Raw genomic sequence first — 25,023 nt, 5'->3', positions numbered from 1 at the left:
CTCTTATTTAAATCTTGTCCTGCTATCACGTGCTGCGATGACTGCGGCTAATTTAGGAAACTTACTTGCTTGATTATTTACACATTCCACCATCTTTGATACGTTGGCTACAAGCTGATTACTGACTTGCGCACCTTTTTTCATACCAGAAAGATTACTCTTTCCTAGCGTACACTTTTGTCCTCCACTCACCGATACATTACTAATTCCAGAAACCGCCGCTTGTGCGGCTCCTTGATTTGAGGCAATCTTTCCCATCTAGTCCTCTCCTCCTTTTCTAAAATAATAAAATGGGTCTCCATTTGTTTCCATTTCCGTTTTTTCTAGTTCACTACTTTTTTCAACCTCCGGTTCAGAATCCTTTGGAAACGATTCTGCACTCCCGTTCATTTGTGAAAGTAAATTTTCCAAAAACTCTTCATCCGTTTTATCAGAAAAACCTTCAAACAAAACCTCTATAATTTGCTCTACTTCAATTGAAAAGACTTCTTGTGTTGGTATATCCCCAAAAGGATGTGGTGCAACTTTATAACGAGAAACAATTTCTCCGTTACCATTTTTGGCAATCGCTCGAGCAACAATGAAATAATATAATGTATCATTGGTTGTATCTTTTAACTTCAACACACTCCCCAATGGTAAAAAAGGGGTAGTTAAATCTTCACTCATTTGTTCACCTCCATTGGCACAACAATTTTATCTAATACTTCTTCTTTTAAGCGATGTAACACATTTTTAGGGACAGGAAGATTTTGCTGATCATAAGGAACATTTTCAACAAATGATTGATTTTGCAATGTACCTCCGAAAAGAACTTGTTCTGTATTTTCTTTGATTGTCGAAATAAAACTACTGTAAGTAGATGTAAGCTTTGCTGAAGTATCTAATAAAATTAACTGTAGTTTGCCGATAGGGCTATTTGTTATATAAGCCAGACTATCAATATCCAATGATAATTTATCGACCAAATCTGCCAAGCCATTAATAATCACAATTCGTTGTGTCGTTTCATCAATTAACATTGCTTCTAACGCTTCTTTCAATTCCACGTTCTGTTGTACTACTTGTGTTCGTTGAATATAAAGGGATACTTTTTCATACCATTCTTCTAAGTTCCCCGCTACATCAATCAAGACAACTTCATAATTGACAGTTAATTCACTGATTTGCTGCATAAACCATGGAAAGATTAGTTGGGATTGTTTAGTAGATTCTGGAAAAATACCTAGCGTTTTTCTTTGGAATAAGGGTAAAGTTTCTGGTTCAGCACTTAATTTGTTTAATCCCAAATATAACTGATTCAATTCTTTTTCTGGCACAAATTGTTGGAATTGTTCATGTGATAATTTTTCAGGAACCATTGGAATTCTTTCAGGACGAATTCCCACCCAGTCATGATTCATCGTAGCCACTTTGGTTTCCAAATTTTCTAATAATTCTGCACTATTTTCACCCTCTGCTGGCAAGTAAAATTGAATCGCCGTTGGCGTATCCAACATGACTTGCCCACGTCCGCTGATTGCTTGAGCCATTAAAGCATCTCTACCTAACAAGCTACCTATTTCACTTTCATCATTTAAATAAAGAACGACTTTAGTTGCGATATTACTCATCATATTCATCCGAATACTGCCAGAACGGCTCGCAGTAAAAATTAAGTAAACGCCAAGACTAGCACCATCTCTTAAGAGTTGTAAAAGCAGCTCGTCAATCCCGTCTTTCCGTTGATCTTCTAAACTTAAACCATCATAGCTATCTAGCAAATTAATAATGATTGGTAATTTTTGCTGTGTTTTCGCTTCATACTGGATTAGACTAGCTACGCCAGTTTCTTTAAATAGTTGCTTTCTTTGCGCTAGTAATTGGCTAACTCGATCCAACATTTTTTGCAATTTTTCGTCTTCTTCTAACGTCACAATGTCTGCCACATGGGGCAAATCTTTCAACGGAAGTAGCCCGTTATTCCCAAAGTCTAATAAATTAAAATGTACTTGCTCAGGGGTATTCTTATGGGCAAGATTGATTGCTATCGTTTGTAAAATCGTCGATTTCCCATATCCTGGACTCGCAAAAATTGCTGTATGGCTGGACTTCTCCAAATCATATTCATAGACTTCTTGAGCTTGCTTTGCAGGAATATCAAGTAAGCCTATTGGTACTTTAAGGCTACGATCATTTGATTTTCCAATACTTGGTGTTGCTATTTTTTCTTCAAGATTAGGTAACCACGGTTTATCTGGAATCGTCAGTGTTGATTGTTCAAAAATTTCGCCAATCGTAGTAATAACAGCTTCCAATTGGGTTGGTAAGTCGCTCTTATCTTTGCCTTGAACCACTTCTTCACCTGGATCATAAAGCAATTCAGTTTGGCCTAAATCATTGATCCGATATAGCCGTTCATCCACCACTTCTTCCATCACTTGGTCAGGATCGTAAGGAACCCCCGCATAACCACTTTGGAACATTTCATAAACTTCATTTTCCCCAACTTTTAAATATCCCCGACCAGGATTGGTAATTTGAGCTGCATCTGGCGTTTTTAATAATTCATTAGAATCTTGGACACTGGCCATTTTCAAAGCAATTTTACTGGTACTATTGGCTTCAATTTGATCATTTACCACACCACTTGGTTTTTGTGTCGCCAAAATTAAATGAACACCCAATGAACGGCCAATCCGAGCCACCGAAGTTAGCTCATCTAAAAATTCTGGAACATTCGCTTTTAATTCCGCAAATTCATCAGAAACCAAAATTAAATGAGGCAATGGTTTAGTAGGATAGATAATATCAGGTTTCGGTTCGTGTCGTTGTTTGTATAAACTCATATATCCGTTGATATTATTCACACCATATTTGGCGAATTCTCGTTGACGTTTATCCAATTCTGCTTTGATACTGGCTAAGGCTCTAGCTGTTCCGGCTCCGTCTAAATTGGTAATAGCGCCCATAAAATGCGGTAGCTTATCTAATGTATTGGCTATTCCGCCACCTTTCCAATCAATAATCAACATGCCGATATCTTCAGGAGAAAAATTAATCGCTAAGCCAATTAGATAAGTTGTTAAAAATTCTGATTTTCCTGAGCCTGTGGTCCCTCCAACAAGTGCATGAGGCCCATGCAAACGTTCGTGTAAGTCCCAATAGACATAATCTGATTTACCACGCCAGCCAATTAGTGAACGAATTGATTTATTTGGCTGCGCATTCAACCAACGTTGATCGATAGTTAATTCTTCAATCCTTGTTACTTCGTATTGCTCAAGTAAACTCAGACTTTCTGGCACCGCATTCTTCTCCACTTCCACATGCTGCAAGTTCGCCAAGCGCTGAATCGCATAAGCAAGCGGATAAGCAGTCGGTAAATGATTAGGAACGAAGTTTTGGTTCACATATTTATTATTTTGATTAATTAAAGTCGCCGCTTCACTACTTTGATACTCAATCAGTGTAGTTGTCGTTTCTGGTAACATATTTAAAGCATCTTTTCCCCAAATAACTGTCACACCATATTGACTCATATCTTCAGCTAAAAATTCATTTAAGCCATGCCCTGACAACCAGCTTTCTTCTAAAATCGACAGAATGTACTGTGGTTGAAAGTGAACTTTTTCATTGCCGGCTTCGCGCACTTGTTGACGACGTTTCGTAATCATTTGATAGAAAGAATTTAAAACCATATCCCTTGTTTGAGGATCATGAACAATCCCACGCAAATTCAGGCTGCGGATTTTGACGTGTGGCAACCAACGCCAAGAATGCCAATCTTTCTGATAATCTTCCTCTGGTACTAAAGTAACAAACTCTACGTCACGATAGGAATGTAAAACAGACACTTGAAATAACAACGTTTGAATGGCTGTCCTTAAAACAGCAGGTGTTCCCGCCAATCCTAAGGTTTGTCCCATTAGTGGTACAACAATCGGCGCCTTTTCTAATTGTTTATATGGCCATACTAATTGTTCTTCAGCTTCTTGACTTAGTGAATCATCTTCCGTTGACTGATAATTTGTCGTAAAACTTGAAGAAATTTCACCAACCCCTAAGCGAACTGTCAAAAAATCTTCATTAGTCATCATGCGTTCATATATTCGTGCATGATACTCTTTTGTCATTAAGGCTAATTCGTTCATGGCAGGATTCATATATTCCAAGGCCTCTTTTTGTTCTTGTTGCAGTATACTTAAATGAGCTTTCTCTTGTATTAAATATTGTTCGTAGCTATTTGTCCGTTCGATATTCTTTTGCTTTGTTTCTTTTTTATTGGTGAAATAACTAGAGACTGAAAAACCAGCCGTCAATAAACTCGCTCCGCCCATACTAAGCATCATAATTGGATTGCCCCCACTTAAAAAGCTTGTTGCGCCACTCAAAACGACCATTCCTAAAGGTGGGACAATCGTCCGTAACAGTTCATTTTTCCCTTCTGTTTGCTTGGTTTTTGGGGCAGCAATTTCTATTTGTTTTTTTGGCTCCTTCAAGTGAATCCGTGGGCTTCGTCGAAATGACGGGAAATCGACAGGATATTCTGGAATAACTTCCTCTTCGACAATTTGCCAAGGATTCAGGGAATATGTAGCTCCTAGACTTGTTAACTTTAATTGTTTTTCCCGAACTTCAATGATTAAGCCATTGACAACTAATTGATCACCGACTGCAAAAGCATAGCTTCCTTTTTTAACTAAATAATGATTGTAGTAAATCGTATCTTCTCCGGGATAAATCGTTGCTGTGTATTCCCCAGTTTCTGGTGCTAGTGTAATATTGATGATGGCATCTGTTTCTAATGAAATCGCAGCATTTTTGGCAGAGGCAATTAAAAAATCTTTCTGCGGTTTATTGGTGGTGACAGTAATTAATTCTTCGTGGGGAAAAACAGAAAAATTTTCAACAGAATCAAAGGTTTCACCATTACAGAATAATTCTTCATTTTCGTAAAAAAATAATTGTTGATCGATTGAAACACTTGGGTTTTTAGCCGTAATTTGACGGTGAAGAAGTTGGGGACCAAAATAAAAAATGTCAAAATAAATCATGCTAGATGTATGAATTTGATCATTCACAGAGACCAATTTTTTACTGATTTTCGTTGTCATCCGTTTTTCCTCCCAAGATTTTCATGTATTTATCAATTGCTTCTTCATATTTTGTTAACAATGCTTGTTTTTTCTCGCCGTTCATTTTGTTATTGGCTTTGGTTGCATCATATAATTTTGTATAGGCATGTAATATATATTGGTTATCGCCTAAATTTTGGGCAATATCTAATGATTTTTCAAAGTCTCCTTTGCCAATATAAATCCAATAAAGTAAGGTATTTTCACTAGATTTTTGAGATAAATTATTTAAAATTGCTGTTTTTTGTTCATTTGATAAATTATCTAGTTGGACAGAACTAACAGCAGCAACATACTTAGCTCCTATCGGTAATTCTTCTGGTGTATCTTCTTTTAATGTTTTCGTAACACTTGCATAGTCATTAGAAATATACTGCGCTTCTGCCAAACTCACTCGCTCTTGGGCTGGTAATTTTTTTAAGACATAAATCCCTGTTGTAGTTGCAAAAAGTAGCGTTAAAGCCAATAACACTAAGCTGGCCCATTTAAAGGTTAAATACCTTTTTTTACTCACTAATTTGGTTTCTGCTTCACGCTTGGCTTTTTGACGAATGACTTGTTCACCAATGATTTGCTCAATTTCATTGATTGTTTTCGCCTCTTGTAATTGTTTAGATAGCGTATCTTTCAGGGTGCCATTCCCTTGAATTAATTGTTCATACTCATACTTTGGATGTAAGATTGCTAAAATCAGTGCTCGATATTGTTTAAAAAATTCTCTTTCATCTGCTGAATAAGGCACAATGACCTGCATAAAACCACGATGAGCAATTAATAATTCTTCTCCCAAGATATAGATGTTTTCTGGATGAATAAAAGGTTGGACCGGCGTACCTAAGAAATCAACCAAATAATGAACTCTTTGCGCTAACAATAATCGCTCATATTGATCCATTTTTTTTATCGCTTGTAAAATGGATTGCATATATTGATCCTTATGGTATTGAATCACTAACGCTTCTTCCGTTGCTTGTATTATTTTTCCCGATAAAAATCCACGACTTGATTTTAAAAATTGTTGAAACTGTTCTAGTCTTTCTAACTGATATTGATTTGCTTGTAATGTTACTTGAACATATTCTTTTGTTGCATCTAAAGTGATTGTCTCTGAAATATCCTTTAACTCGCTCATCCATGTGTCTCCTTTATAATTTCTTTTACTACTAGTTGGTCGCCATTCCCTAATGGATAATCTACAATTAATTGATTATCAGCTAAATGAATTGGTTTATTCAAAACAACCAATTCAAATGATGCTGGCAAACGGTTTGGCAACAGCTCAAACGATTCGAGTAACAATTCTTTTAAACGTGCAACTGATACCTGATTAGGGATTTGCAAATCAATAATTTGATTCGACACATGTAAGCCGATACCAATCGATGTTCTTTTGTTCATGTTTCTTTCACTCCTTAATTTCCGCTTTGTGCACGATGATATGAAAAACGGTTTCCTAGAAAAACACCAACGAATAAAATAACTATACTTCCTAAAAAAATACCACTGTACAACCAAAAGTTTATGGATATTTCTCGGTGAACCTCAAGAGATTCAACGCTTTCAGGAGAAGTGACCGTTGCCGTCTCTTTGAACAGAAAAGGCCTTACCTTTTTATCAACTGCTAATGTTTTTGCATTCTGTTCTGTCCTAAATACATCATTTTTTGCTTCGTTGACAACCCTCGTTTTACTTTGATTGACTTCTTTTTCTCTCTCTGCTTTTATCGGCAAAAACAAATCTGGAATAATGAAATTCACTTCTACGTTTTTTTTCTGCTGATTGTCTTGGTAGATCACTTGATTATTTATTTTTAAAGCGCCTACTTCTTCTGCTTTTGTTTTTGTTGATGACAATGACAAATAGAGCATATTAACACTTAAAACAATCACTATTTTTATTAATTTTCTCATGGCTATTCCTCCGGTCGTACAAACAAGTTAAGGACAACACCTAAAACAAGTAAAACGATTAAAATAAGGTAACTAACCCAACTAATTTGTACGCCATTTACTAAAGCAGTAAAGCCATTTTGGATATTTTGAAGCGGCGATAAACGATAGAGCCAATTGCTTAATGAGCCTACCTTTGTTGCAATGCCTAATAAAGGTGTCAACATGAAAAATAACCCCAGCATAGCTCCATAAACATATAAAGTAAGTTTTTTAAATTGGCGTAAACAAGCACAAACCAAAAGTGCACCGCTAGCAAATACTAAGAAACTATAGCTAAACCAAGCGAATCGATTTATTTGAGATACATTGAACACCAGTAGAAGTGAAAAGACACTCCCAAACAAAATAACCGTAATCAAGAGTAATAACAGATTTGGTATATTTTGCCAAACTCTGGTTGGTTCAACCAACGCATCCGCTACAGTAACTGTTCTTTTCTTCATAAAGCCTTGGAAAGTTAGCGCAATAACGAATGTTAAAATACTAACAATCAAGGTAGCGTAATAGGGAATTAAAGAGACTTGTCGTGTTTCGCCAAAGATCCCTTCTCCTTGAATTGGGCTCGCAAGGAAACTAAATACCCGTGGATTATCAGCACCGCCGTCTCTTGTATTAGCCAATACTTTTTCAAATGTTTTGACATACTCTTCATTTTCTTTGGTTGTTTTCTTTGACTCATCAATTGAATCATTTAAGTTTGCTAAGATATTTTGCGCATGATCTTGAACTTTGGTTGTTGAGGCTTTCAATTCTTTGATAGTCTGGGCAACATCTTTGACTTTGGCTGCTGAATCAGCTGTTGTTAGACTAGTTTCTTTCGTTGTTTGCATTAACGTTTGCATCATTTTAACTAAATTTTCTGTTTCTACATCTAAAGTGCTGGTTTGATTTTCTTCTGGATGTGGATTTCTTTCATCAATTACAGAAGTAGCTCCCACTTTTCCAGCTTCTTGCCAAGTAGCATATGTCGCATTGACTTGTTTTGTTGCTTCATCAAACCATGTATTTAATTTCTCCGCTTCTCGTAATAATTTTTCAGGGACCGTCATTAAATTTAATGTTCCGTAAAGTGTTGTAGGTCGTCCGTCTGTATTTTGATCTGTCTCAGTACCAATTAATTGTTTTAATTGATTAATTTGTTCATCTGTTTCTCGATATAATTGATTTCCTGTTTTTTTATATTCGTCTAATAATTTATCTGTAATCATCATGGTTTGCTCGTTTTCAGTGATATTGTCGTACATCCAGTAAATGGATGTCTCACCTGCTAACTCTTCAATTGTTTTATCCTGATTTTCAGGAGCGGTTAACATTGCTGCATACTCTTGAATAGATAGACTTTGATTAGGCGTACCATATAAAGTCACAATTTGTTGTGATACAGTATCTAAAAGTTGAAATTGCTTCATGATTTCAGGAATATCGGTTACTAATGGTTGGTCCATTGCAATATACACAGCGAACGAACGTGCATTTTGAAGCTCATTATTTACCCACCAAGAATAATCAATCTGATTAAATGCTGTTTTTTGTTGTTCTGGTGTCAGTTGCCAAGACATTGGTAAGTCAATCGTTAAGGAAAGTTTTTCTGGAAGTGAGAGCAAATCATTTACTGGCTCAGTTACTTTTTCAGATTCATCTTCGGATTCTTCTGCCAACTCTTCTTGCGTATTTTCTTCGTCCACTTCATCATTCTCAGGAATCTCAGCTTGTATTTTGACTGGTTTGGTAATTGTTAGCTGTGTTGGGGTAATTGCTGAAATATCAATGCTGTAACCTGTACCTGCTAACTGCTGATTCAAAGATGTTTTAATTGTTTGAACTTTTGAATCATCTAAAAGAAATGACAATTCGCCATTTTGTGTATTGGTTTGTCGTAATGAAATAACCGACTCTTGATTTGTCGCTAGTGAAAAAGTTACTTTTTCTTGTGGAATCGCTATAGTATCTTCATGAAGTTGTTTAGGTTCCAAATACATAAAGCGGCTTGAATTGGTGAAATCAAGTTCATGTTGTTCTGCATATCGCTGAATAATTTGTAACTCATCACGGAAAAGATTGCCTTGTTCAACTGAAATCCTATTATTCATTTCTAATTCACTAACGAGTCTTTCTAAACTTACAAAAGAAATTTCACTTAGTGATTCTTCCAATCTTTCCTGATAATTTTTATCTAAGTTAGGTATATTTTCTTTTTCGTTCGTAATTAACTGAATAATCGCTTGCTTAATTTGAGTGTCTGTTGCTATCTCAGGTGTTGCTTCAAGATCATTATAATATGTAGCCGCAATTTGCTTTTTTAACGCAGTTAATTGTTCTACTTGCATATGTAGTTCTGCGATTTCTTTTTGTAGTTCGCCAATGCGATTGCTTTGTGTTTCTTGAAATAATTTAGATTCTGATAAAAAGTCAGCATAAATCCCTGAGCTTCCTTGTTCACTTGGTGTGTAGAAGGAGCTAAACTGATTGATTACCATTCCATTTAGTTGATCGAATTGTTGTTTGTATACTGTCGTGTCACTTTCCCATTGATTAGTCAATTCTTGTTTTTGTCTCTCAAACTGTTCATTAAATTGTGCAATTGATTTTTTTATTTTTTCATTTGCTTCTTTCGAATACTCGCCCACTGATTTTTTCGTATCTTCCGTTGTCTTACTAGTTGATTCTAAGCTCCGATTGTTGCTTTCTAATAAGGTTTGTACTGATTTTACAAACGCTTCTTGCTCGTTTGTAAATAATTTATTGTCCTCATCTAAAATACTAGCCGTACTTAATACTGTCGTATAATTCATGGGAATTTCTTTAAATGGTTGCTGAATTGTTTCTTCTAATTGATTTTGATACAGCAACTGCGTATCAGTGATTTGGTTAACGTTTTGTTGTGCGATAACTAAATTTCCAACAATACTGGAAAAATACATCTGAATTACGCGTTGGTTAAAATCTTTCAAAATAGTATTTACTTTGTCTTGAATTGCTTGATTGGTCAATTCATTTTGTCCGTCTCGCACTTGGTATTCAACAGAAGCCTGCTCTGGACTAACAGCTTGTAGTGACAATAATTTCTCCGAAAAATCTTGCGGAATAATAATTTGGGCATCGAATTGTCCATTTTCAACCCCAGATGTTGCGATATTCCGAGTCGTTGTTTCCCCTCGATTAGCTGTATCTTTGTTAATTAATGTGACAAAATCAGAACCTAATGCATAACGTTTTCCTTCAAAACTTGCGCCTTTATCTTCATTAACTAATGCGTACTGCATCTTTGTTGTCTGATCTTTGCTACTTCGAGTCACGTTCTCATCTTTAAACCCTAAATGAATGAAAAAAAGTAATAACAAGAAAGTTGCTCCAATTGCTAAGGCAAAAGGGATACCTTTTTTTATTTTCCCTTCCATTATCTTCTCTCCTTTAGAAAAAGCGCTAGTGCAATTCATTGCGCTAGCGCTTCAATCTTTGATCAATTAAAAGCCAAATGATCCTGCATCTTGACGGTCACGTTCTGCGACAGTGTCTGCATATTTGTTTAATTGTTGATTAATACTAATCAATAATTCTTCAATCTGTTTGACATTACCTTCCAATTGATTGTACTGTTCCAGATACGCTTGAAATGCTTGCCCTTTCCATTGTTGTGAAATTTGTTGGTTCATTGAATTCACTTTACGAATTGCATCTTGAATTTGAGACGATGCTTGCGAATATACTTTCGCTTGTGATTTCAGTTGTTCTGGTGTTACAGCAATTGATCCTGCCATAAGTAATCCCTCCACATTTTTTATAGTTTTATTACCTGTTACAAATATTATAACTATATATAAAAAATATAGTCAACAACTATTTAAAAATATACGTATTCGCATAAAAATAATTATAACAATAAAATAAACAAATAAAAACTCTTAAAAACAACATTACAAAGCCATCCAAATCAATATTTATCAAAATAAAAACAAAAATAACTGATAAATAAAAATTATTTAAAAAATATTTAAATAAAATTTTGAAAAATAAACAAATTCCATTAAATCGTTATTTTTTAACGTCAGATAAATTAATAAGTAAATATGCATTTTATTAAAAAAACAATTTATTTCTTTAGCAAAAAAAAAATTAAAAGATAGGAAAACTTATCACATTGATAAGTTTTCCTATCTTTTATTCATTCTTTTTCTCTACTTCTCTAAATAAAACTCAAATCGACTTCCTGCATACTGCGTACGAACATATTCAAAAGGTAGTCCGTTTTCAAAATAGGATACTTGGCGCACACGCAGAATTGCATCGCCTCGTTTAATCTCTAAATATTCTGCGATCTGCTCCGATGCTTGAACAGCAGAGATTGTTTGGTTAGAGTGGCCAATTTTGTGGCCAGATTTGGCTTCAAGTGTTTTATAAAAAGAATTCGTGATTTCAGATTTGCCATATTGCGAGACCAATGAATAAGGAATGCTCGCCACCTCAAAACAAATCGGAATGTCATCCGCAAAACGAATTCTTTCCATTCGTAAAATTGAATCTTCTGGACCTAGTTGTAATTTTTCCATCTCACTAGAACTAGGTTTCGCTACAAAATAAGACACCGTCCGACTAGAAGGAACGCGATTTTGAGACAAGGTAATTTCTGTAAAACTAGTGGTACCTGTCATTGTTTCTTGAACTTTCTTACGTGCTACATACGTTCCTGAACCAATTTTTCGTTCTAAAATCCCTTCGTCTGCTAAAGTCTGAATGGCTTGGCGTAAGGTCATTCGACTAACATCAAATTTCAAGGCTAATTCTCGCTCAGAGGGCAAACGATCCCCGATACTCCAGACACCTTTTTCAATATCTTCTTTGATTTTATCGTGAATTTGAATATAAATTGGTATATTTTGAACCATTTACGCTTCCTCCTCTTCATTCATCTCCTCTTCTATTATAACTGGTATAGACCGTGTAAACAACCAAAAAATGATAAATAAAAGAGGAATTGGAATTTTTATCAAAGTTGGTCTAGTTGTATGCTTTCTTTTTATAACAAAAACATTTGGCTTAGTCAGTAAAAAGTGACCAAGTCAAATGTTTTCAAACGAATTTCTATTAGTTATTATCTTTTTACATTTTCTTCTTTCAACAACTTGTTCGCTGTGGCCATCATCAAACGGATTCGGTTCAACTGATTGACCAAAGATACCCCTGGATCATAATCCACCGCCGCAATGTTTGCTTGCGGATATTGGCGTCGTAGCTCTTTCACGACCCCTTTTCCAACAATATGGTTTGGTAAACATCCAAACGGCTGCATACAAACGATGTTATTCACCTCGTGTTTTAAGAGCTCAATCATTTCAGCTGTTAAAAACCAACCTTCACCCGTATGATTGCCAATTGATAAAATTTTACTTGCTTCTGCTGCCATATCATAAATGGAATGAATACCATCAAAACGGACAGATTTTCTCAATGCCTTATCCATTGGTTTTTCTACCAATTCAATGATTTTTATCGCAAATTCTGCTAAACGTTTGCTTTGTTTTGACATGCCCATATTTTCGTATTTCCAAATTTGATTGTACAAAGAATAGTTCATAAAGCCAACAATATCTGGCACAACTGCTTCAGCACCTTCTTCTTCTAACAAACGCACAATATCATTATTCGCTGTCGGCGAATATTTCACTAAAATTTCCCCGACCACACCGACTTTTGGTTTTTTTATCTTTTGTAAAGGAATTTCATCAAACGTCCGAATAATTTTTTTCATGAAGTGATTAAATTGTGTCAGCGAACCATTCCGGACATTGGCTTCCACTCTTTTTAGCCAATCTTGGTGCAGTTGATCCACCATTCCTTTTTCTGTTTCATAAGGTCTTGTTCGATAAACTACTCGTTCGAATAAGTCACCATATAAAAAGGCAACTACTAAGCGCTTGATCATTGGCAACGTAAATTTAAATCCTGGATTGGATTCGACTCCTTTATTGCCCATCGAAACTGAAACTACAGGAACTTGAGAAAAACCAGCATCATTTAAGGCTTTTCGTAATAATGGAATGTAATTCGTTGCGCGACAACCGCCCCCTGTTTGCGTCATTAAGACACTGACATTATCCAAATCATATTGACCACTTTCCAAAGCTTCAACTAGTTGTCCGATGGAAATAATTGCTGGGTAACACGCATCATTATTGACATATTTTAACCCGACATTCACAGCTTCTTTGTCTTGCGCAGGCAAACAGACGACATGATAGCCAGAAGCTTGTAATGCTACATCGACTAATCCAGATTGATGAATTGGGCTAAGCATTGGTAACAGTAAAGTATGTGTTTTTTTCATTTGTTTTGTAAACACAATTTTCTCTGGCTCTTCCATTTGCATATGCGGAACAAACTGTTGCTTCTCCCGCTCATTGACAGCCGCTTTCAAGGAGCGCAACCGAATACGAATTGCGCCCAAATTCGCGCCTTCATCGATTTTGAGGACTGTATAAATTTTGCCAGACCGATCCATGATTTCTTCTACTTGATCGGTTGTCACAGCATCTAAGCCGCAACCAAAGGAATTCAGTTGGACAAGTTCTAAATTTTTCGTCTTAGCCACTACTTTAGCCGCCGCATATAAGCGAGAATGATAGACCCATTGATTCACCACACGTAAATTCTGCACGTCTCCAAGATGCGAGATACTGTCTTCTGTCAAGACATGGAATCCTTCCTGTGTAATGACTTCGGCAATGCCGTGATTAATTTCTGGATCCAAGTGATACGGTCGCCCCGATAAGACAATCCCTCTCTGGCCTTTTTCAGTTAACATGGCTAACGTTTCTTCGCCTTTTTCTTGAATTTCTTTTTTAAAAGCTGCTAATTCTTGATAACCATGATGCAGCGCTGTTTGAATTTCTTCTAAGGAAATCCCTAAATCAGCAAAATTTTCAGCTAAAACTTTGGCAACTGCAGTTTCATTCGCTAAATTAAGATAGGGATTTCGATAATCCACTTGGCCCTCTCTGATGGCATCCACATTATTTCGAATGACATCTGGGTAGCTTTGCACAATTGGACAATTAAAATGATTATCTGCTTCCACTGTTTCTTGCTGTTCAAAAACGACACCAGGATAAAAGATAATTGGCACTTGCGCATCAATTAATGCTTGAATATGTCCATGCGCCATTTTCGCTGGGTAACAAACCGTATCACTGGGAATCGTTTCAAGGCCTTGTTCATAGATTTGTTTATTAGAACGTGGCGATAATTCGACCCGAAAGCCTAAGTCAGTAAAAAATGTATGCCACAAAGGATAATTTTCATACATGTTTAGGACTCTAGGGATACCCACGCGCCCACGAAACGCTTTATTTTCCCGCAAAGGTCGGTACTTAAATAACTTACGGTACTTATAATCAACCAAATTCACTTTGCGTTCTTCTCGTTTAATTTTAATTCGCGCACCACGTTCACAGCGATTTCCCGTAATAAATTGGCGCCCGTCCGAAAACACTGTGACCGTTAATTGACAATTGTTTTCACACAAGCCGCAATGAGTAAATTCCTTTTCAGAGGTAAATGCCGCTAACTCTTCTAAAGAAAGAAGCGTGGTTTCTTCCCCAATTTCATAAGCGTCCAAAGCAATCAGCGCTGCCCCATAGGCCCCCATCAAACCAGCAATAGAAGGACGAACCACTTCACGACCGCTAATTTTTTCAAAAGCTCTCAAGACCGCTTCATTGTAAAATGTTCCTCCCTGGCAGACAATCTTTTCTCCCAACTCTTCAGGTCGGCGAACTTTAATGACTTTATAAATGGCATTTTTGATGACTGAATAAGATAGTCCAGCAGAAATATCGCCGACAGAGGCCCCTTCTTTTTGAACTTGTTTCACTTTTGAGTTCATAAAAACAGTACACCGAGAACCTAAATCAACAGGCGCTTGCGATTCTAAAGCCGCCAAAGCAAAATCCTTCACATTATATTTTAAAGATTGCGCAAAGGTTTCGATAAAAGAACCGCACCCAGAAGAACAAGCTTCATTTAATTGAATGGAGGAAAGCACGCCATTTTTAATGGTCATCGCTTTCATATCTTGTCCTCCGATATCCAAAATAAAATCCACACCTGGCTGAAAATGGTTGGCTGCTTTGTAATGGGCCATCGTTTCAACTTCACCAATATCGACTTTTAACGCATTTTTTATTAGCTGTTCTCCATATCCTGTAACAGCCGCTTTTCCGATAAAAACTTCTTCAGGCAGTTGTTGATAAAGTGATTTCAGTACTGTCATGGTGGTTTCTAAAGGTTGCCCTTGGTTATTACCATAAAAAGAAAACAACAAATGACCATCTTCATCAATCAATGTGACTTTTGTCGTTGTGGAGCCTGCATCAATCCCTAAAAAGGTCACGCCAGTATGTTGAGATAAAGGTTTCTCCTTTGCTTGAGCTTGCGCGTGTCTTTCTCGAAAATCTGCCAAATCTTCTGCGCTGTTAAATAACGGTGGTAACGTGTCGCTCGGCTGTAAATCAGTAGCCTGGCTGTTCACTAAGCGCTGAATTAATTCTTCCAATGTACATTCGGCTGCATCTTCTGAATAAAGTGCTGCACCCATTGCTACAAACAGTTGCGGTTGTTCTGGAAAAATAACATCTTCTGGCTGAATTGCTAAGGTTTCAACAAACCGTTTTCTCAATTCTGACATGAAAAATAAAGGTCCCCCTAAAAACGCTACTTTACCTTTAATTTTGCGACCAGCAGCTAACCCGGCGATTGTTTGATTAACTACCGCTTGAAAAATACTCGCCGCGATATCTTCTTTCGCTGCTCCTTCATTGATTAAAGGTTGAACATCCGTTTTGGCAAAAACCCCACAGCGGGAAGCAATCGGATAAATAGTTTGATAATTCTTCGCCAATTCATTCACTCCATTGGCATCCGTTTTAAGTAAAACAGCCATTTGATCGATGAAGGCGCCTGTCCCACCTGCACAACTACCATTCATTCGTTGCTCTAAAGCACCATCAAAAAAAGTGATTTTTGCATCTTCTCCGCCAAGTTCAATAGCAACATCCGTTTCTGGGATTATTGTTTCAACAGTTCGTGTACACGCGATAACTTCTTGAACAAAGGGAATCCCTAATACCTCAGCCAGCCCCATACCACCAGAGCCAGTTATGCTCATTGTCACAGGTTGGTCTGCACCGATCCTTGATAGTCCTTCTTTTAAAATGCGTTCCGTTGCTGCTTTGACATCTGAAAAATGGCGTTCATATTTTGTAAAAATAGGCTGATTTTGTTTATTTAAAAATACTAATTTTACTGTCGTTGACCCAACATCAATCCCTGCTCTCATAACCATCAATTAAAATACCCCTTCATTTCCCAACAGTTTGTTGATTATTATACAAACTGTTTGTTATAATAGATATACCTATTTTAGAAAGGTTCTAAATGATTTGCAACAAGCAATTTACCCTATTTTGTGAGATAAACAACAAAGTTTCCGCGAATGTTGACTATCTCGAAAGGAATTTATGATGGCAAAGAAAACAGACCTTAGAGTACAACGAACCAGAAAAATGATTATTGAAGCTTTTTTTAAACTTGTAGAAACGAAAGGCTACGAAGCGGTGACGATTCAGGATATTGCTGATGAAGCTATGATTAATCGTGCGACTTTTTATGCTCACTTTAAAGACAAACAGCATTTATATGATGCAATCTTCACCTTTACGCTTAGTGCTTTTACCGCTATTCTTGATTCGCAACAACTGGTTAATGGCAACCGTGTCCGCGTGAAGCACATTGAAGAACTTCTGACGCAACTCTATATTAATATTCAAGAGAACAAATCTTTCTTCTTAACTATCATGGACAATAATTTCAACGAACACTTTCGAAAACGCTTAGCTGAAATTATCGAAGAAAAATATGCGACGATTTTTTCGCAGTTGCGTATCACCGAAAATGATATTGATGTACCGATAGATTTTGTTATTGAATACATGACCTCTATCTTCATCGGTACCCTTCATTGGTGGATTACTAGCGAAACAGATATGACACCCAACCACTTAGCCCAATTAGTTATCAAATTAGTTGGTAATGGGCATTTAACTGTCTTAGGTATCGAATTAGAAAAATAAAAACACCGGAGTAGACAATAATGTTGTCTGCTCCGGTGTTTCTGTTAAAGACGAATTAGTTTTTTGAACGCCATTTGATATTGTGGGCTGTATTTCTTGAAGAAGTGACTTTAACACCACTTTTGATGTTGCCTTTTTTACGAGGAATTAAGTCAACTTTGACATCATACTTACCATCGCGTGCTAAATCGTAAACATTTTCAACCATTTCTGTAATTTTTTCTTTAAAGTTCATTCTTATCAACTCCAGACTATTCTTTCTTAATACTTTAGCATATTCTTATATAAATGAAAACTTTTCTAGCCTGTACATGAGGAAAATCTTACCTCATTTTTGTTATATAATTATACAAAAAAAGAACATCTCTCTACCAGAAATGTTCTGAAAACTGGGGTAGCTGGATTCGAACCAACGCATGACGGAGTCAAAGTCCGTTGCCTTACCGCTTGGCTATACCCCAAAAAGAAAATGGAGGAAAGTGGATTCGAACCACTGAACCCTAAGGAACGGATTTACAGTCCGTCGCGTTTAGCCACTTCGCTATTCCTCCAAAAAGTCATTGTCGCTGTAACGACCTGACTTAGTTATAATACAATCTTTTCCAGAAAAAAGCAACCCTTTTTTTAAAAAAATTGTTATTTATTTTTTATTCACTTAAATTCCATTGACGAATAATTGTTTCAAAGGCTTCGTCCAGATTTTTTGCTGTACCTTCTTGCTTGCCATCAATTTCAATGATGAATTTTTTATCATTTTGCGGAATGACACGACCGATTTCTTTTTTACCAATAAATAATTTGTTCATTAAAACATTTGCTCCATTGTATTGGGCTTTTTCTTCTTCAACACGTACTTCAATATCTTTATTCTTTTTTGACATCTCTATCCCTCCAAGAACTCTATGTTATCAGAATCTTTAAAACAAAACAAGCACCCGCTATTTCTCTGTCAGATTGTTCGTTTATCGTTTCAATGCAGCATTAAGGAGTAACGAAATGCGATTCGCTACTCCTTAAAGGCTGATTTCTATTCTTTTTCTGAACCTTCTGTTGCATGATAGTTCACGCTATTTGAGGTACCTTTTTTAGAAAAGTTTTCAATTAGCTCTTTCACGTCGAGGCCCGTTGTTTCTTTTAGTGTTTCTTGTGTACCAGCCAACAAGTTTGTTGCATAATTGGTAATACGGTTGGCGCCAGAATTTTCGCCACCTGCGCCTGTATCTACCACTGAAATCTTGTCGATGTTGCCCAATGGTTGTGCTGCTTCTTTCATTAATTGTGGTAACATTTCCATCACCATACTTAACACAGCTGCTTCACCATATTCTTTGAAGGCATCAGCAATCTTTTGTTTGGCTTCGGCTTCCGCTGCACCACGAGCTAAAATAGCTTCGGCTTGCGCTTGACCTGTTAAACGCGTTTTGTTGGCTTCCGCTTCGGCTAATGCTTCAACTTTGAAGCGTTCTGCTTCGGCTTCTGCCACTTCGCGTGCTTTTTGAGCAAGAGCTTCTTGTTCGCGTGCGTAACGATCTGCATCGGCTTTTTTCTTCACTTCTGAGTCGTATTGTTTTTCACGACGCGTAATTTCTTTTTCTTCTAACTCAATTTGTTTTTGACGTTCAACGACTTTGACTTCCATTTCTTGTTCCACCACGTGTTGTTGTGCACGCGCGCTTTCCAAGTTATAGGCTTGGTCTGCTTTGGCTTTGGCAATATCTTGTTCTTGTTTGTATAACGCTAATTTCAATTCTTTTTCTTTTGAAGCTTCTGCAATTTCTGTTTGACGTTGCAATTCCGCTTGTTGTGATTCTTTTTCTGCTTCCGCTTTTTTGATGCGAGTTTCTTTCAAAGCTTCTGCTTCAGCAATATCTGCATCACGTTTAACTTGAGCGATTCTTGGTTTCCCTAATGAATCCAAGTATCCATTTTTATCACGAACTTCTTTAATTGTGAACGACACAATAACTAAGCCCATTTTAGCTAAGTCAACACTGGCAACTTCTTGTACACTTTGGCTAAATTTATCACGGTTTTGGTAAATTTCTTCCACTGTCATTGAACCTAAAATCGAACGTAAATGTCCTTCTAATACTTCACGTGCTTCATTTTCTAATTCTTCCGTTGTTTTTCCTAAAAATTGTTCCGCTGCTGTCGCAATTTCTTCAACTGACGAACCAATTTTAATGATTGAGGTCCCATCACACATCACAGGAACCCCTTGTTCTGTGTACACTTCTGGTGTGGAAACATCTAATTTACTTGAAAGCAAACTAATTCGATTTGAACGTTGGAACACTGGTAAGACAAACGCACCACCGCCACGAACGATTTTAATTTTGTTGCCACCTTCGTCTACATGAACATTTTTAGAGCCTAGATAGCTCCCGCTGATAATTAACGCTTCATCAGGTTTGGCTGTCTGATATTTAGAAACAAACACAATTAATAACATTAATAATACTAAAACTGCAATAATAATCGGTAACAAAATCCCCATTTTCTTCTCTCCTACTCTATATTTTTAGACTGCCTTCGTAAGGAATGACATAACAAACCCGTTCTTTCAATTCAATAATCAATACCTCACTACCTCTTGGCGCAGCCACTTCTTGTGGCACATAAAATGCTGCTGGTCGACTTAACGAACCTGTGACACTCTTCAATTGAATCTCGCCCATTCCCCGGACAGGAATTGGGGTAATCACAGTAGCAACACGACCCTCCATGTCTTTTTCCGAAATAGAAATTGTGGCCTCCGAATTTTTCAAAGGGACCAACACATAAAAATTTAGGAAGAAAACAATAATGGTTGAAAGAATACCACTGACAATTAAAATAAGCCAACTATTCACCGCTGTTAATTCTTCCCCAAGGTACCCAAACAGCGAGGTAAAAGCAATCCATGGAATAATCAGCATTGGGTCCACCGGTCCATCAAAATTAAAAACATCCCCAAAAATAATTAGTAAAAAAGCGAGGACCGCGCTCCCCACTAATGCATAAAAATAAACCGTTTCCAATGGTAGACCTTCTAACACTTTTCCCACACTCCTTTCTGTGCTATAACCTAGTAATAGTGTACCAATTTTTAAATAAAAAGAGTAGTAATTTCCAAATAAATCTCAAAAGATACATCTTAAGACCTATTTTTTCTTAATAAAAGAAGCAACAATAAACGAGCAGCCCTAGAATTATCGAACTTCTACGGACTCCTCGTTTTTTAAAATGTGCTATTCATTTGATTTTAACGCTTCAATCATATTGATTTTCTTCAATTTCCGATGCATAATGACCATCACAAACAACGTGAAACACATGGTGATGACTGCGGAATACAGATAACTTGGCCAATGAATAATTGGCGAAAACATAATTAAATCAACTTCAACGGTTGCTAAAATATACTGATGCAAAATTTTCCCAAAGAAGCAGCCAACAATAATACCAATGAACGTTAAAATAATGTTTTCACGGTAAACATAGGTGGTGACTTCACGATCGTAAAACCCTAAAACCTTAATCGTGGAAAGTTCTCGAATCCGTTCAGAAACATTAATGTTGGTTAAATTATATAACACAATTAACGCTAAAGAACCAGAAACAGCAATTAGTACCCAAATGACAATATCAAGGCTTTTCAGCATATCATCAAACGAACCTTTCATCGCAGTTAAAAACGTAATGTTCAACACTTTCGGCTGTTTTGTCAACGCCTCTCCGATTGAGGTTTCTTGTTTTGAGGATAACTTTTTGTCAAAAAGTAGGAATTCTGTATTATACTCCGGCTTCTGTTTCATCATCGTCTGGTAGAGTTTCGGCGTCATATAGACAAAATGACCCGTGTAGTTCTCTGCAATCGCGGCAATTTTCACGTGATAGGTTTGATTATCACTATTTTCTAAATTTAATTGATCTCCGACTTTATAGCCAAATAATTTAGCTAATTTTTCATTAATGATTACACCGTCATCGTTGAGGGAATATTTTTCTCCAGTGACTCGATCATTAAATAACTGAAAATCAGCCATTTTCGAAGGATCTTGTGGCACATAAAGAGTAATATTTTGAGTTGGTGCGCCTTTGCCCTTCGTTTTAAAGATTTCTGAATATAACGGAATTGTTTTATTCAAACCATCCAGTTTGCGCAACGTTTCTTGATACTCTTTTGTCTCTTCAGCTGTTGTTTGCTCTTTAAAAGTCACGACTGCTTGGTAATGCCAGATTTTATTAAATTGAATTGTAGCGACATCCACAATTGAATCGCGTAAACCAAAACCAACAATTAACAGCCCCATACAACCAGCTATTCCGATAACAGTCATCAGCATCCGTCGTTTATAGCGGAACAGATTTCTAGCGGTCACTTTTTGAATAAAGCTCATGCGTTGCCATAAAGGGCGGATTCGTTCTAGTAAAATCCGTTGGCCTGCTTTCGGCGCTTTGGGTCTTAGCAAGGTAGCTGGGGTACTTAATAAATCGATTCTTAATGTCACTAAGGCCGCTCCCACAGTACAAGCTAAGGCTACAACGATGCCCCATAAACTGTAATTTAAGTACCACGGTGTAACTAAATCAGGAATATTGTACATTTGACCGTAGGCATCAAAAATTATTTTAGGGAATAGATAATAGCCAACTGCCAATCCTAATAATGCACCTGTTAGGCTAGCAACCGTTGCATAGGTAATAAAAATCGAAGCAATTTCACGATTACGATAACCTAAAGCTTTCAAACTACCAATTTCCATTCTTTTTTCTTCCACCATACGTGTCATGGTAGTTAAGCTGACTAATGCCGCAATTAGGAAAAAGAACAACGGGAACAGCGTGGCTAAAGAAGAAATCCGATCAGCGTTATCTTGATATTCAGAAAATCCTGGATTGTCTTCCCTAGTAAAATAATAATACGTTGGGGCTTTCAAATTGGTTAGCTCTGTTTCTTTTTCAGCCAACAGTTGTTCCTGTTTAGCCAATTCGTCTTTTTGCTTTTCAAGCATCTCAGCTGGAATTCCTGGCTGTTGCTCCAATTGCGCAAGCGCTTGTTTTCCCGTTTCCAGCGCTTGCCGACCTTGATTAATGTCCGGCTGAGCCGAATCACGCAGAGCCGCAATCTGTTCTTCTGGCCGATTTTTCAGTGCCTCTTTTACTTGATTTAAGGCCTGCTCTCTTTTCTTTTCATAATCAGAGGAATACGTATTTTGATGTTTTAATGAACGAAATGAGATTAGCAATTCTGGATACCGTTGACTGTCAAAGGCTTTTTCCGAAACCACGCCAAAAAAGTTTAACGTTCCAGACCCGACCGTTGTGGTTCCCCTGGATGTATTATCAATATATTCTGGTGAATTGATAAATCCAACAACAGTAAAATGAGTTTGTGTCAGCCCTTTTTCTTTAATCGCTGCATCGTTTAAAGTGATTTTATCACCCATTTTATAGTCATATCTAGTTTTCGCTAATGTATCTAATGCAATTTCATTTGTTTGTTTAGGTAACCGACCGTCAACTACTTGATAGTTAACCGATCCTGCTTGATTTTTTCGATAGCCAAACAATTTTACTGCATTATTTTGCGGCCCAATCGTGGCATCTATTGTATACCGCGGCACAACTGTTTCGACATCTTTTAAAGACTGTAGAGTTGTTAAATCTTTCTTTTCCAGTCCCATTGTAGAAATTATTCGCGCATCTGGAAGCTGCTCTTTCTGGTAATAATTATTCGCGGTTTTAATCATATCTGGTCCAGTAGCTTTCAAACCAACAAAAACCATTACACCAAGGAAAATAATCCCCATAATCGATAAAAATCGTGTAGTAGATTGTCTAATTTCACGTAAGCTTGTTTTAATTAGCGCTGTTTTCTTCATTTTAGGCACCTACCATTCAATTTCAGCAACCAATTTAGGCTGATCATTCACAGTCATTTCGCGAACTTTCGCATCATTAATTCGAATTACCCGATCGGCCATTTCTGCAATGGCTGAATTGTGGGTAATAATTAAGACGGTCGTTCCTGTTTCACGAGCAGTGTTTTGCAAAATGGTTAAAATTTGTTTCCCTGTTTCATAATCCAGTGCTCCTGTCGGTTCATCACATAAAAGCAACTTGGGCTTTTTAGCAATCGCACGGGCGATGGTTACTCGTTGTTGTTCACCACCAGAAAGTTGCGCTGGAAAATTATCTAAACGTTCCCCTAAACCCACCGATTGTAAAACAGTGGTCGAATCCAACGCATCCGCAACGATTTGCGAAGCCAATTCGACATTTTCTTTTGCCGTTAAATTTGGGACTAAATTGTAAAATTGGAAAACAAACCCGACATCATTTCGTCGATAAGTGGTTAATTGTTTCTCTGAAAACTGAGCGATATCTGTGCCATCAATAATAATTTCCCCTTCATCACAGCTGTCCATTCCACCAAGAATATTTAAAACAGTTGATTTTCCAGCACCGCTGGGGCCTAAAATAACCGCTACTTCTCCTTTTTCCACTTCAAAAGAAATGCCGTCATTCGCAGTAATAGTTGTCTCTCCCATTTGGTAACGCTTGTATTCATTTTTGACTTCAATATAGGCCATCCACTATCCCTTCCCTTCTACATTAAAATAGTAACATATCTGAGAAAACAAGTCTTTCAAAGAAAAGCCTTTTTTGATTTTTTAGCAAATTTACGTATAATAGAAAAGATGGTCCACTTAAATTTGGACTATTGCAAGTATAAAATTAGAGGAGCACGTTATGGCAAACAGAAAGAAGAAACCACCATTTAATTCAACCATCATGCTAATTGGCGCATTAATCATTTTAATTTTAGGCGCGGTTGGCGTTAAAGTTCCTGATGCTTTACAAGATTTATTTAATGTTCAACCACAAACAACCACCCCCTCAAGCACACCAGCACCTAAAGGAGATAATCCCGGACCAATTGAAAATGGTAAAGCCACATTTTCAGCAGAGGAATTAAAGGATAGTTCAAACGGCTGGATTACTTATCATTCACTAGATCGTCTAAAACGAGCGACAGGCGCTGATGCGCTATTAAAACCCGCAATGGTCAATACAGGAACTTCCGCTAATAAAGATATTCGACCAGCTGGTTTCATTTCAGGAAAAGCTAATCACTCGCGTGGCCACCTAATCGGCCGTCAAATGGGAGGCAGTGGTGATGATCCACGTAACTTAACCACCTTGTATCAGAATCCTGTCAACACTCCTTATATGACGAAATATGAAAATCAGATTCGGGCAGCTCTTGATCGCGGCGAAACCGTTCGTTATCGCGTGACACCTGTATATAACGGAAACGATTTGTTGGCTGAAAAAATCATCTTAGAAGCCAAAAGCCTTAAAACAAATTCACCCATTGATTTTTCAGTAACTATTTTAAACAAACAATAAGGAGGAACTTTCATTGGATTTTGAACAGCTAAAAGAAACATTACCCGATGCAAAACCACAAACATTTTTGCAAGCAATCCTCTCTCAACCTCAAGAAGAGGATGCTGAATTAACTTTCAGTGAAGAAATTGATGAACAGTTTGTCGAAAATTGTAAATTTTTAGCCTCTCCAGAAACCATTTCTGAAACAGATGTGGAACATTGGCGCAAACAAGAATTTTTAGTTGTCGCCCAAAGTTTAGATGGCGATTATCTAGCAGGTACTCTAGAGCAAACCTTTGTGATTCCCAGCTCCCTTTACAAAGAGGATATTGAGCAATTTGACAAGCAATTAATCGATTTTTTTATTGCCTACGAGAACAAAGAAATCACTTCTGCGATTTTACCAAAAGAATTATAAAAAAAGCTTGCGGATAAATTTCCGCAAGCTTT

19 protein-coding genes and 2 tRNA genes are annotated in these 25,023 nt (G+C 37.0%); 3 read left to right on the top strand and 18 right to left on the bottom strand.

From position 1 onward, the window contains the following. Nucleotides 1-3: 3 nt before the first annotated feature. From IGL23_RS05670 to IGL23_RS05625, 10 genes are all read right to left on the bottom strand, one after another. Nucleotides 4-258, bottom strand: a complete 255-nt coding sequence (locus IGL23_RS05670; RefSeq protein WP_033594686.1) for a hypothetical protein — start codon at nucleotides 256-258, stop codon at nucleotides 4-6. Next, nucleotides 259-669, bottom strand: coding sequence for a DUF4176 domain-containing protein (locus IGL23_RS05665; protein WP_016617253.1), 411 nt, complete (start codon nucleotides 667-669; stop codon nucleotides 259-261). It lies immediately after the preceding gene. Beyond that, nucleotides 666-5,096 carry a type VII secretion protein EssC gene (gene essC / locus IGL23_RS05660; protein WP_033594684.1) on the bottom strand — a complete coding sequence of 1,477 codons (4,431 nt, stop codon included), beginning with the start codon at nucleotides 5,094-5,096 and terminating at the stop codon, nucleotides 666-668. The genes IGL23_RS05665 and essC overlap by 4 nt, the downstream gene beginning before the upstream one ends. Beyond that, nucleotides 5,077-6,249 (bottom strand): type VII secretion protein EssB, encoded by a 1,173-nt coding sequence (gene essB, locus IGL23_RS05655; RefSeq protein ID WP_033594682.1) that lies wholly within the window; start codon nucleotides 6,247-6,249, stop codon nucleotides 5,077-5,079. Before essB ends, essC begins: the two co-directional genes overlap by 20 nt. Then, nucleotides 6,246-6,515, bottom strand: coding sequence for an EsaB/YukD family protein (locus IGL23_RS05650; protein ID WP_010824590.1), 270 nt, complete (start codon nucleotides 6,513-6,515; stop codon nucleotides 6,246-6,248). Before IGL23_RS05650 ends, essB begins: the two co-directional genes overlap by 4 nt. Before the next feature lie 14 nt (nucleotides 6,516-6,529). Then, a complete protein-coding gene (locus IGL23_RS05645) occupies nucleotides 6,530-7,027 on the bottom strand; it encodes a hypothetical protein (RefSeq protein ID WP_033594680.1) in 498 nt (165 codons plus the stop codon). Between the two features lie 2 nt (nucleotides 7,028-7,029). After that, nucleotides 7,030-10,506, bottom strand: a complete 3,477-nt coding sequence (gene esaA, locus IGL23_RS05640; RefSeq protein ID WP_033594678.1) for a type VII secretion protein EsaA — start codon at nucleotides 10,504-10,506, stop codon at nucleotides 7,030-7,032. A 27-nt stretch (nucleotides 10,507-10,533) separates the two neighbouring features. Beyond that, nucleotides 10,534-10,827, bottom strand: a complete 294-nt coding sequence (locus IGL23_RS05635) for a WXG100 family type VII secretion target (protein WP_033594676.1) — start codon at nucleotides 10,825-10,827, stop codon at nucleotides 10,534-10,536. A gap of 417 nt (nucleotides 10,828-11,244) precedes the next feature. Then, nucleotides 11,245-11,952: a GntR family transcriptional regulator gene (locus IGL23_RS05630; protein ID WP_002357800.1), complete on the bottom strand. Its 708-nt coding sequence runs from the start codon at nucleotides 11,950-11,952 to the stop codon at nucleotides 11,245-11,247. 206 nt (nucleotides 11,953-12,158) lie between these two features. Further along, complete coding sequence (locus tag IGL23_RS05625; RefSeq protein WP_010819954.1) at nucleotides 12,159-16,406, bottom strand: 2-hydroxyacyl-CoA dehydratase; 4,248 nt, start codon at nucleotides 16,404-16,406, stop codon at nucleotides 12,159-12,161. Between the two features lie 175 nt (nucleotides 16,407-16,581). Between IGL23_RS05625 and IGL23_RS05620 the strand changes: the two genes are divergently transcribed. Beyond that, nucleotides 16,582-17,193: a TetR/AcrR family transcriptional regulator gene (locus IGL23_RS05620; RefSeq protein ID WP_002357803.1), complete on the top strand. Its 612-nt coding sequence runs from the start codon at nucleotides 16,582-16,584 to the stop codon at nucleotides 17,191-17,193. Between the two features lie 55 nt (nucleotides 17,194-17,248). Here the strand turns inward: IGL23_RS05620 and IGL23_RS05615 are convergent, their stop codons facing one another. The 8 genes from IGL23_RS05615 to IGL23_RS05580 form a co-directional block, all read right to left on the bottom strand. After that, nucleotides 17,249-17,428 carry a hypothetical protein gene (locus tag IGL23_RS05615; RefSeq protein WP_002357804.1) on the bottom strand — a complete coding sequence of 60 codons (180 nt, stop codon included), beginning with the start codon at nucleotides 17,426-17,428 and terminating at the stop codon, nucleotides 17,249-17,251. Between the two features lie 154 nt (nucleotides 17,429-17,582). After that, nucleotides 17,583-17,654 (bottom strand) — tRNA-Gln (locus tag IGL23_RS05610). Between the two features lie 9 nt (nucleotides 17,655-17,663). Then, a tRNA-Tyr gene (locus tag IGL23_RS05605) sits at nucleotides 17,664-17,744 on the bottom strand. Nucleotides 17,745-17,840: 96 nt separating this feature from the next. Continuing rightward, nucleotides 17,841-18,074 carry a DUF2969 domain-containing protein gene (locus IGL23_RS05600; protein WP_002357806.1) on the bottom strand — a complete coding sequence of 78 codons (234 nt, stop codon included), beginning with the start codon at nucleotides 18,072-18,074 and terminating at the stop codon, nucleotides 17,841-17,843. 146 nt (nucleotides 18,075-18,220) lie between these two features. Next, nucleotides 18,221-19,690, bottom strand: a complete 1,470-nt coding sequence (locus tag IGL23_RS05595) for a flotillin family protein (RefSeq protein ID WP_002357808.1) — start codon at nucleotides 19,688-19,690, stop codon at nucleotides 18,221-18,223. A gap of 16 nt (nucleotides 19,691-19,706) precedes the next feature. After that, nucleotides 19,707-20,240: a hypothetical protein gene (locus IGL23_RS05590; RefSeq protein ID WP_002357809.1), complete on the bottom strand. Its 534-nt coding sequence runs from the start codon at nucleotides 20,238-20,240 to the stop codon at nucleotides 19,707-19,709. Between the two features lie 183 nt (nucleotides 20,241-20,423). Further along, nucleotides 20,424-23,060 carry an FtsX-like permease family protein gene (locus IGL23_RS05585; RefSeq protein ID WP_033594227.1) on the bottom strand — a complete coding sequence of 879 codons (2,637 nt, stop codon included), beginning with the start codon at nucleotides 23,058-23,060 and terminating at the stop codon, nucleotides 20,424-20,426. A gap of 9 nt (nucleotides 23,061-23,069) precedes the next feature. Next, on the bottom strand, nucleotides 23,070-23,771 hold the full coding sequence (locus IGL23_RS05580; protein ID WP_002360463.1) for an ABC transporter ATP-binding protein: 702 nt from the start codon (nucleotides 23,769-23,771) through the stop codon (nucleotides 23,070-23,072). Between the two features lie 160 nt (nucleotides 23,772-23,931). On the opposite strand from IGL23_RS05580, the gene IGL23_RS05575 reads away from it, so the two are divergent. Together IGL23_RS05575 and IGL23_RS05570 are read left to right on the top strand one after the other, a co-directional pair. Further along, a complete protein-coding gene (locus IGL23_RS05575) occupies nucleotides 23,932-24,591 on the top strand; it encodes a DNA/RNA non-specific endonuclease (RefSeq protein ID WP_002363828.1) in 660 nt (219 codons plus the stop codon). A 13-nt stretch (nucleotides 24,592-24,604) separates the two neighbouring features. Continuing rightward, nucleotides 24,605-24,991, top strand: coding sequence for a hypothetical protein (locus IGL23_RS05570; RefSeq protein WP_002360464.1), 387 nt, complete (start codon nucleotides 24,605-24,607; stop codon nucleotides 24,989-24,991). The last annotated feature ends 32 nt before the right edge of the window (nucleotides 24,992-25,023 follow it).

Source organism: Enterococcus sp. MSG3299 (genome assembly GCF_050555765.1).
In the GTDB taxonomy this organism is placed as follows: domain Bacteria; phylum Bacillota; class Bacilli; order Lactobacillales; family Enterococcaceae; genus Enterococcus; species Enterococcus faecalis.
The sequence above is the reverse complement of the archived record's forward strand: the minus strand, read 5'-3'. Positions and strand labels throughout refer to the sequence as shown.

Coding starts and splice junctions, on each gene's coding strand:
- IGL23_RS05670 (WP_033594686.1), bottom strand. CDS start 258: ATGGGAAAGATTGCCTCAAATCAAGGAGCCGCACAAGCGGCGGTTTCT.
- IGL23_RS05665 (WP_016617253.1), bottom strand. CDS start 669: ATGAGTGAAGATTTAACTACCCCTTTTTTACCATTGGGGAGTGTGTTG.
- essC (WP_033594684.1), bottom strand. CDS start 5,096: ATGACAACGAAAATCAGTAAAAAATTGGTCTCTGTGAATGATCAAATT.
- essB (WP_033594682.1), bottom strand. CDS start 6,249: ATGAGCGAGTTAAAGGATATTTCAGAGACAATCACTTTAGATGCAACA.
- IGL23_RS05650 (WP_010824590.1), bottom strand. CDS start 6,515: ATGAACAAAAGAACATCGATTGGTATCGGCTTACATGTGTCGAATCAA.
- IGL23_RS05645 (WP_033594680.1), bottom strand. CDS start 7,027: ATGAGAAAATTAATAAAAATAGTGATTGTTTTAAGTGTTAATATGCTC.
- esaA (WP_033594678.1), bottom strand. CDS start 10,506: ATGAATTGCACTAGCGCTTTTTCTAAAGGAGAGAAGATAATGGAAGGG.
- IGL23_RS05635 (WP_033594676.1), bottom strand. CDS start 10,827: ATGGCAGGATCAATTGCTGTAACACCAGAACAACTGAAATCACAAGCG.
- IGL23_RS05630 (WP_002357800.1), bottom strand. CDS start 11,952: ATGGTTCAAAATATACCAATTTATATTCAAATTCACGATAAAATCAAA.
- IGL23_RS05625 (WP_010819954.1), bottom strand. CDS start 16,406: ATGGTTATGAGAGCAGGGATTGATGTTGGGTCAACGACAGTAAAATTA.
- IGL23_RS05620 (WP_002357803.1), top strand. CDS start 16,582: ATGATGGCAAAGAAAACAGACCTTAGAGTACAACGAACCAGAAAAATG.
- IGL23_RS05615 (WP_002357804.1), bottom strand. CDS start 17,428: ATGAACTTTAAAGAAAAAATTACAGAAATGGTTGAAAATGTTTACGAT.
- IGL23_RS05600 (WP_002357806.1), bottom strand. CDS start 18,074: ATGTCAAAAAAGAATAAAGATATTGAAGTACGTGTTGAAGAAGAAAAA.
- IGL23_RS05595 (WP_002357808.1), bottom strand. CDS start 19,690: ATGGGGATTTTGTTACCGATTATTATTGCAGTTTTAGTATTATTAATG.
- IGL23_RS05585 (WP_033594227.1), bottom strand. CDS start 23,060: ATGAAGAAAACAGCGCTAATTAAAACAAGCTTACGTGAAATTAGACAA.
- IGL23_RS05580 (WP_002360463.1), bottom strand. CDS start 23,771: ATGGCCTATATTGAAGTCAAAAATGAATACAAGCGTTACCAAATGGGA.
- IGL23_RS05575 (WP_002363828.1), top strand. CDS start 23,932: ATGGCAAACAGAAAGAAGAAACCACCATTTAATTCAACCATCATGCTA.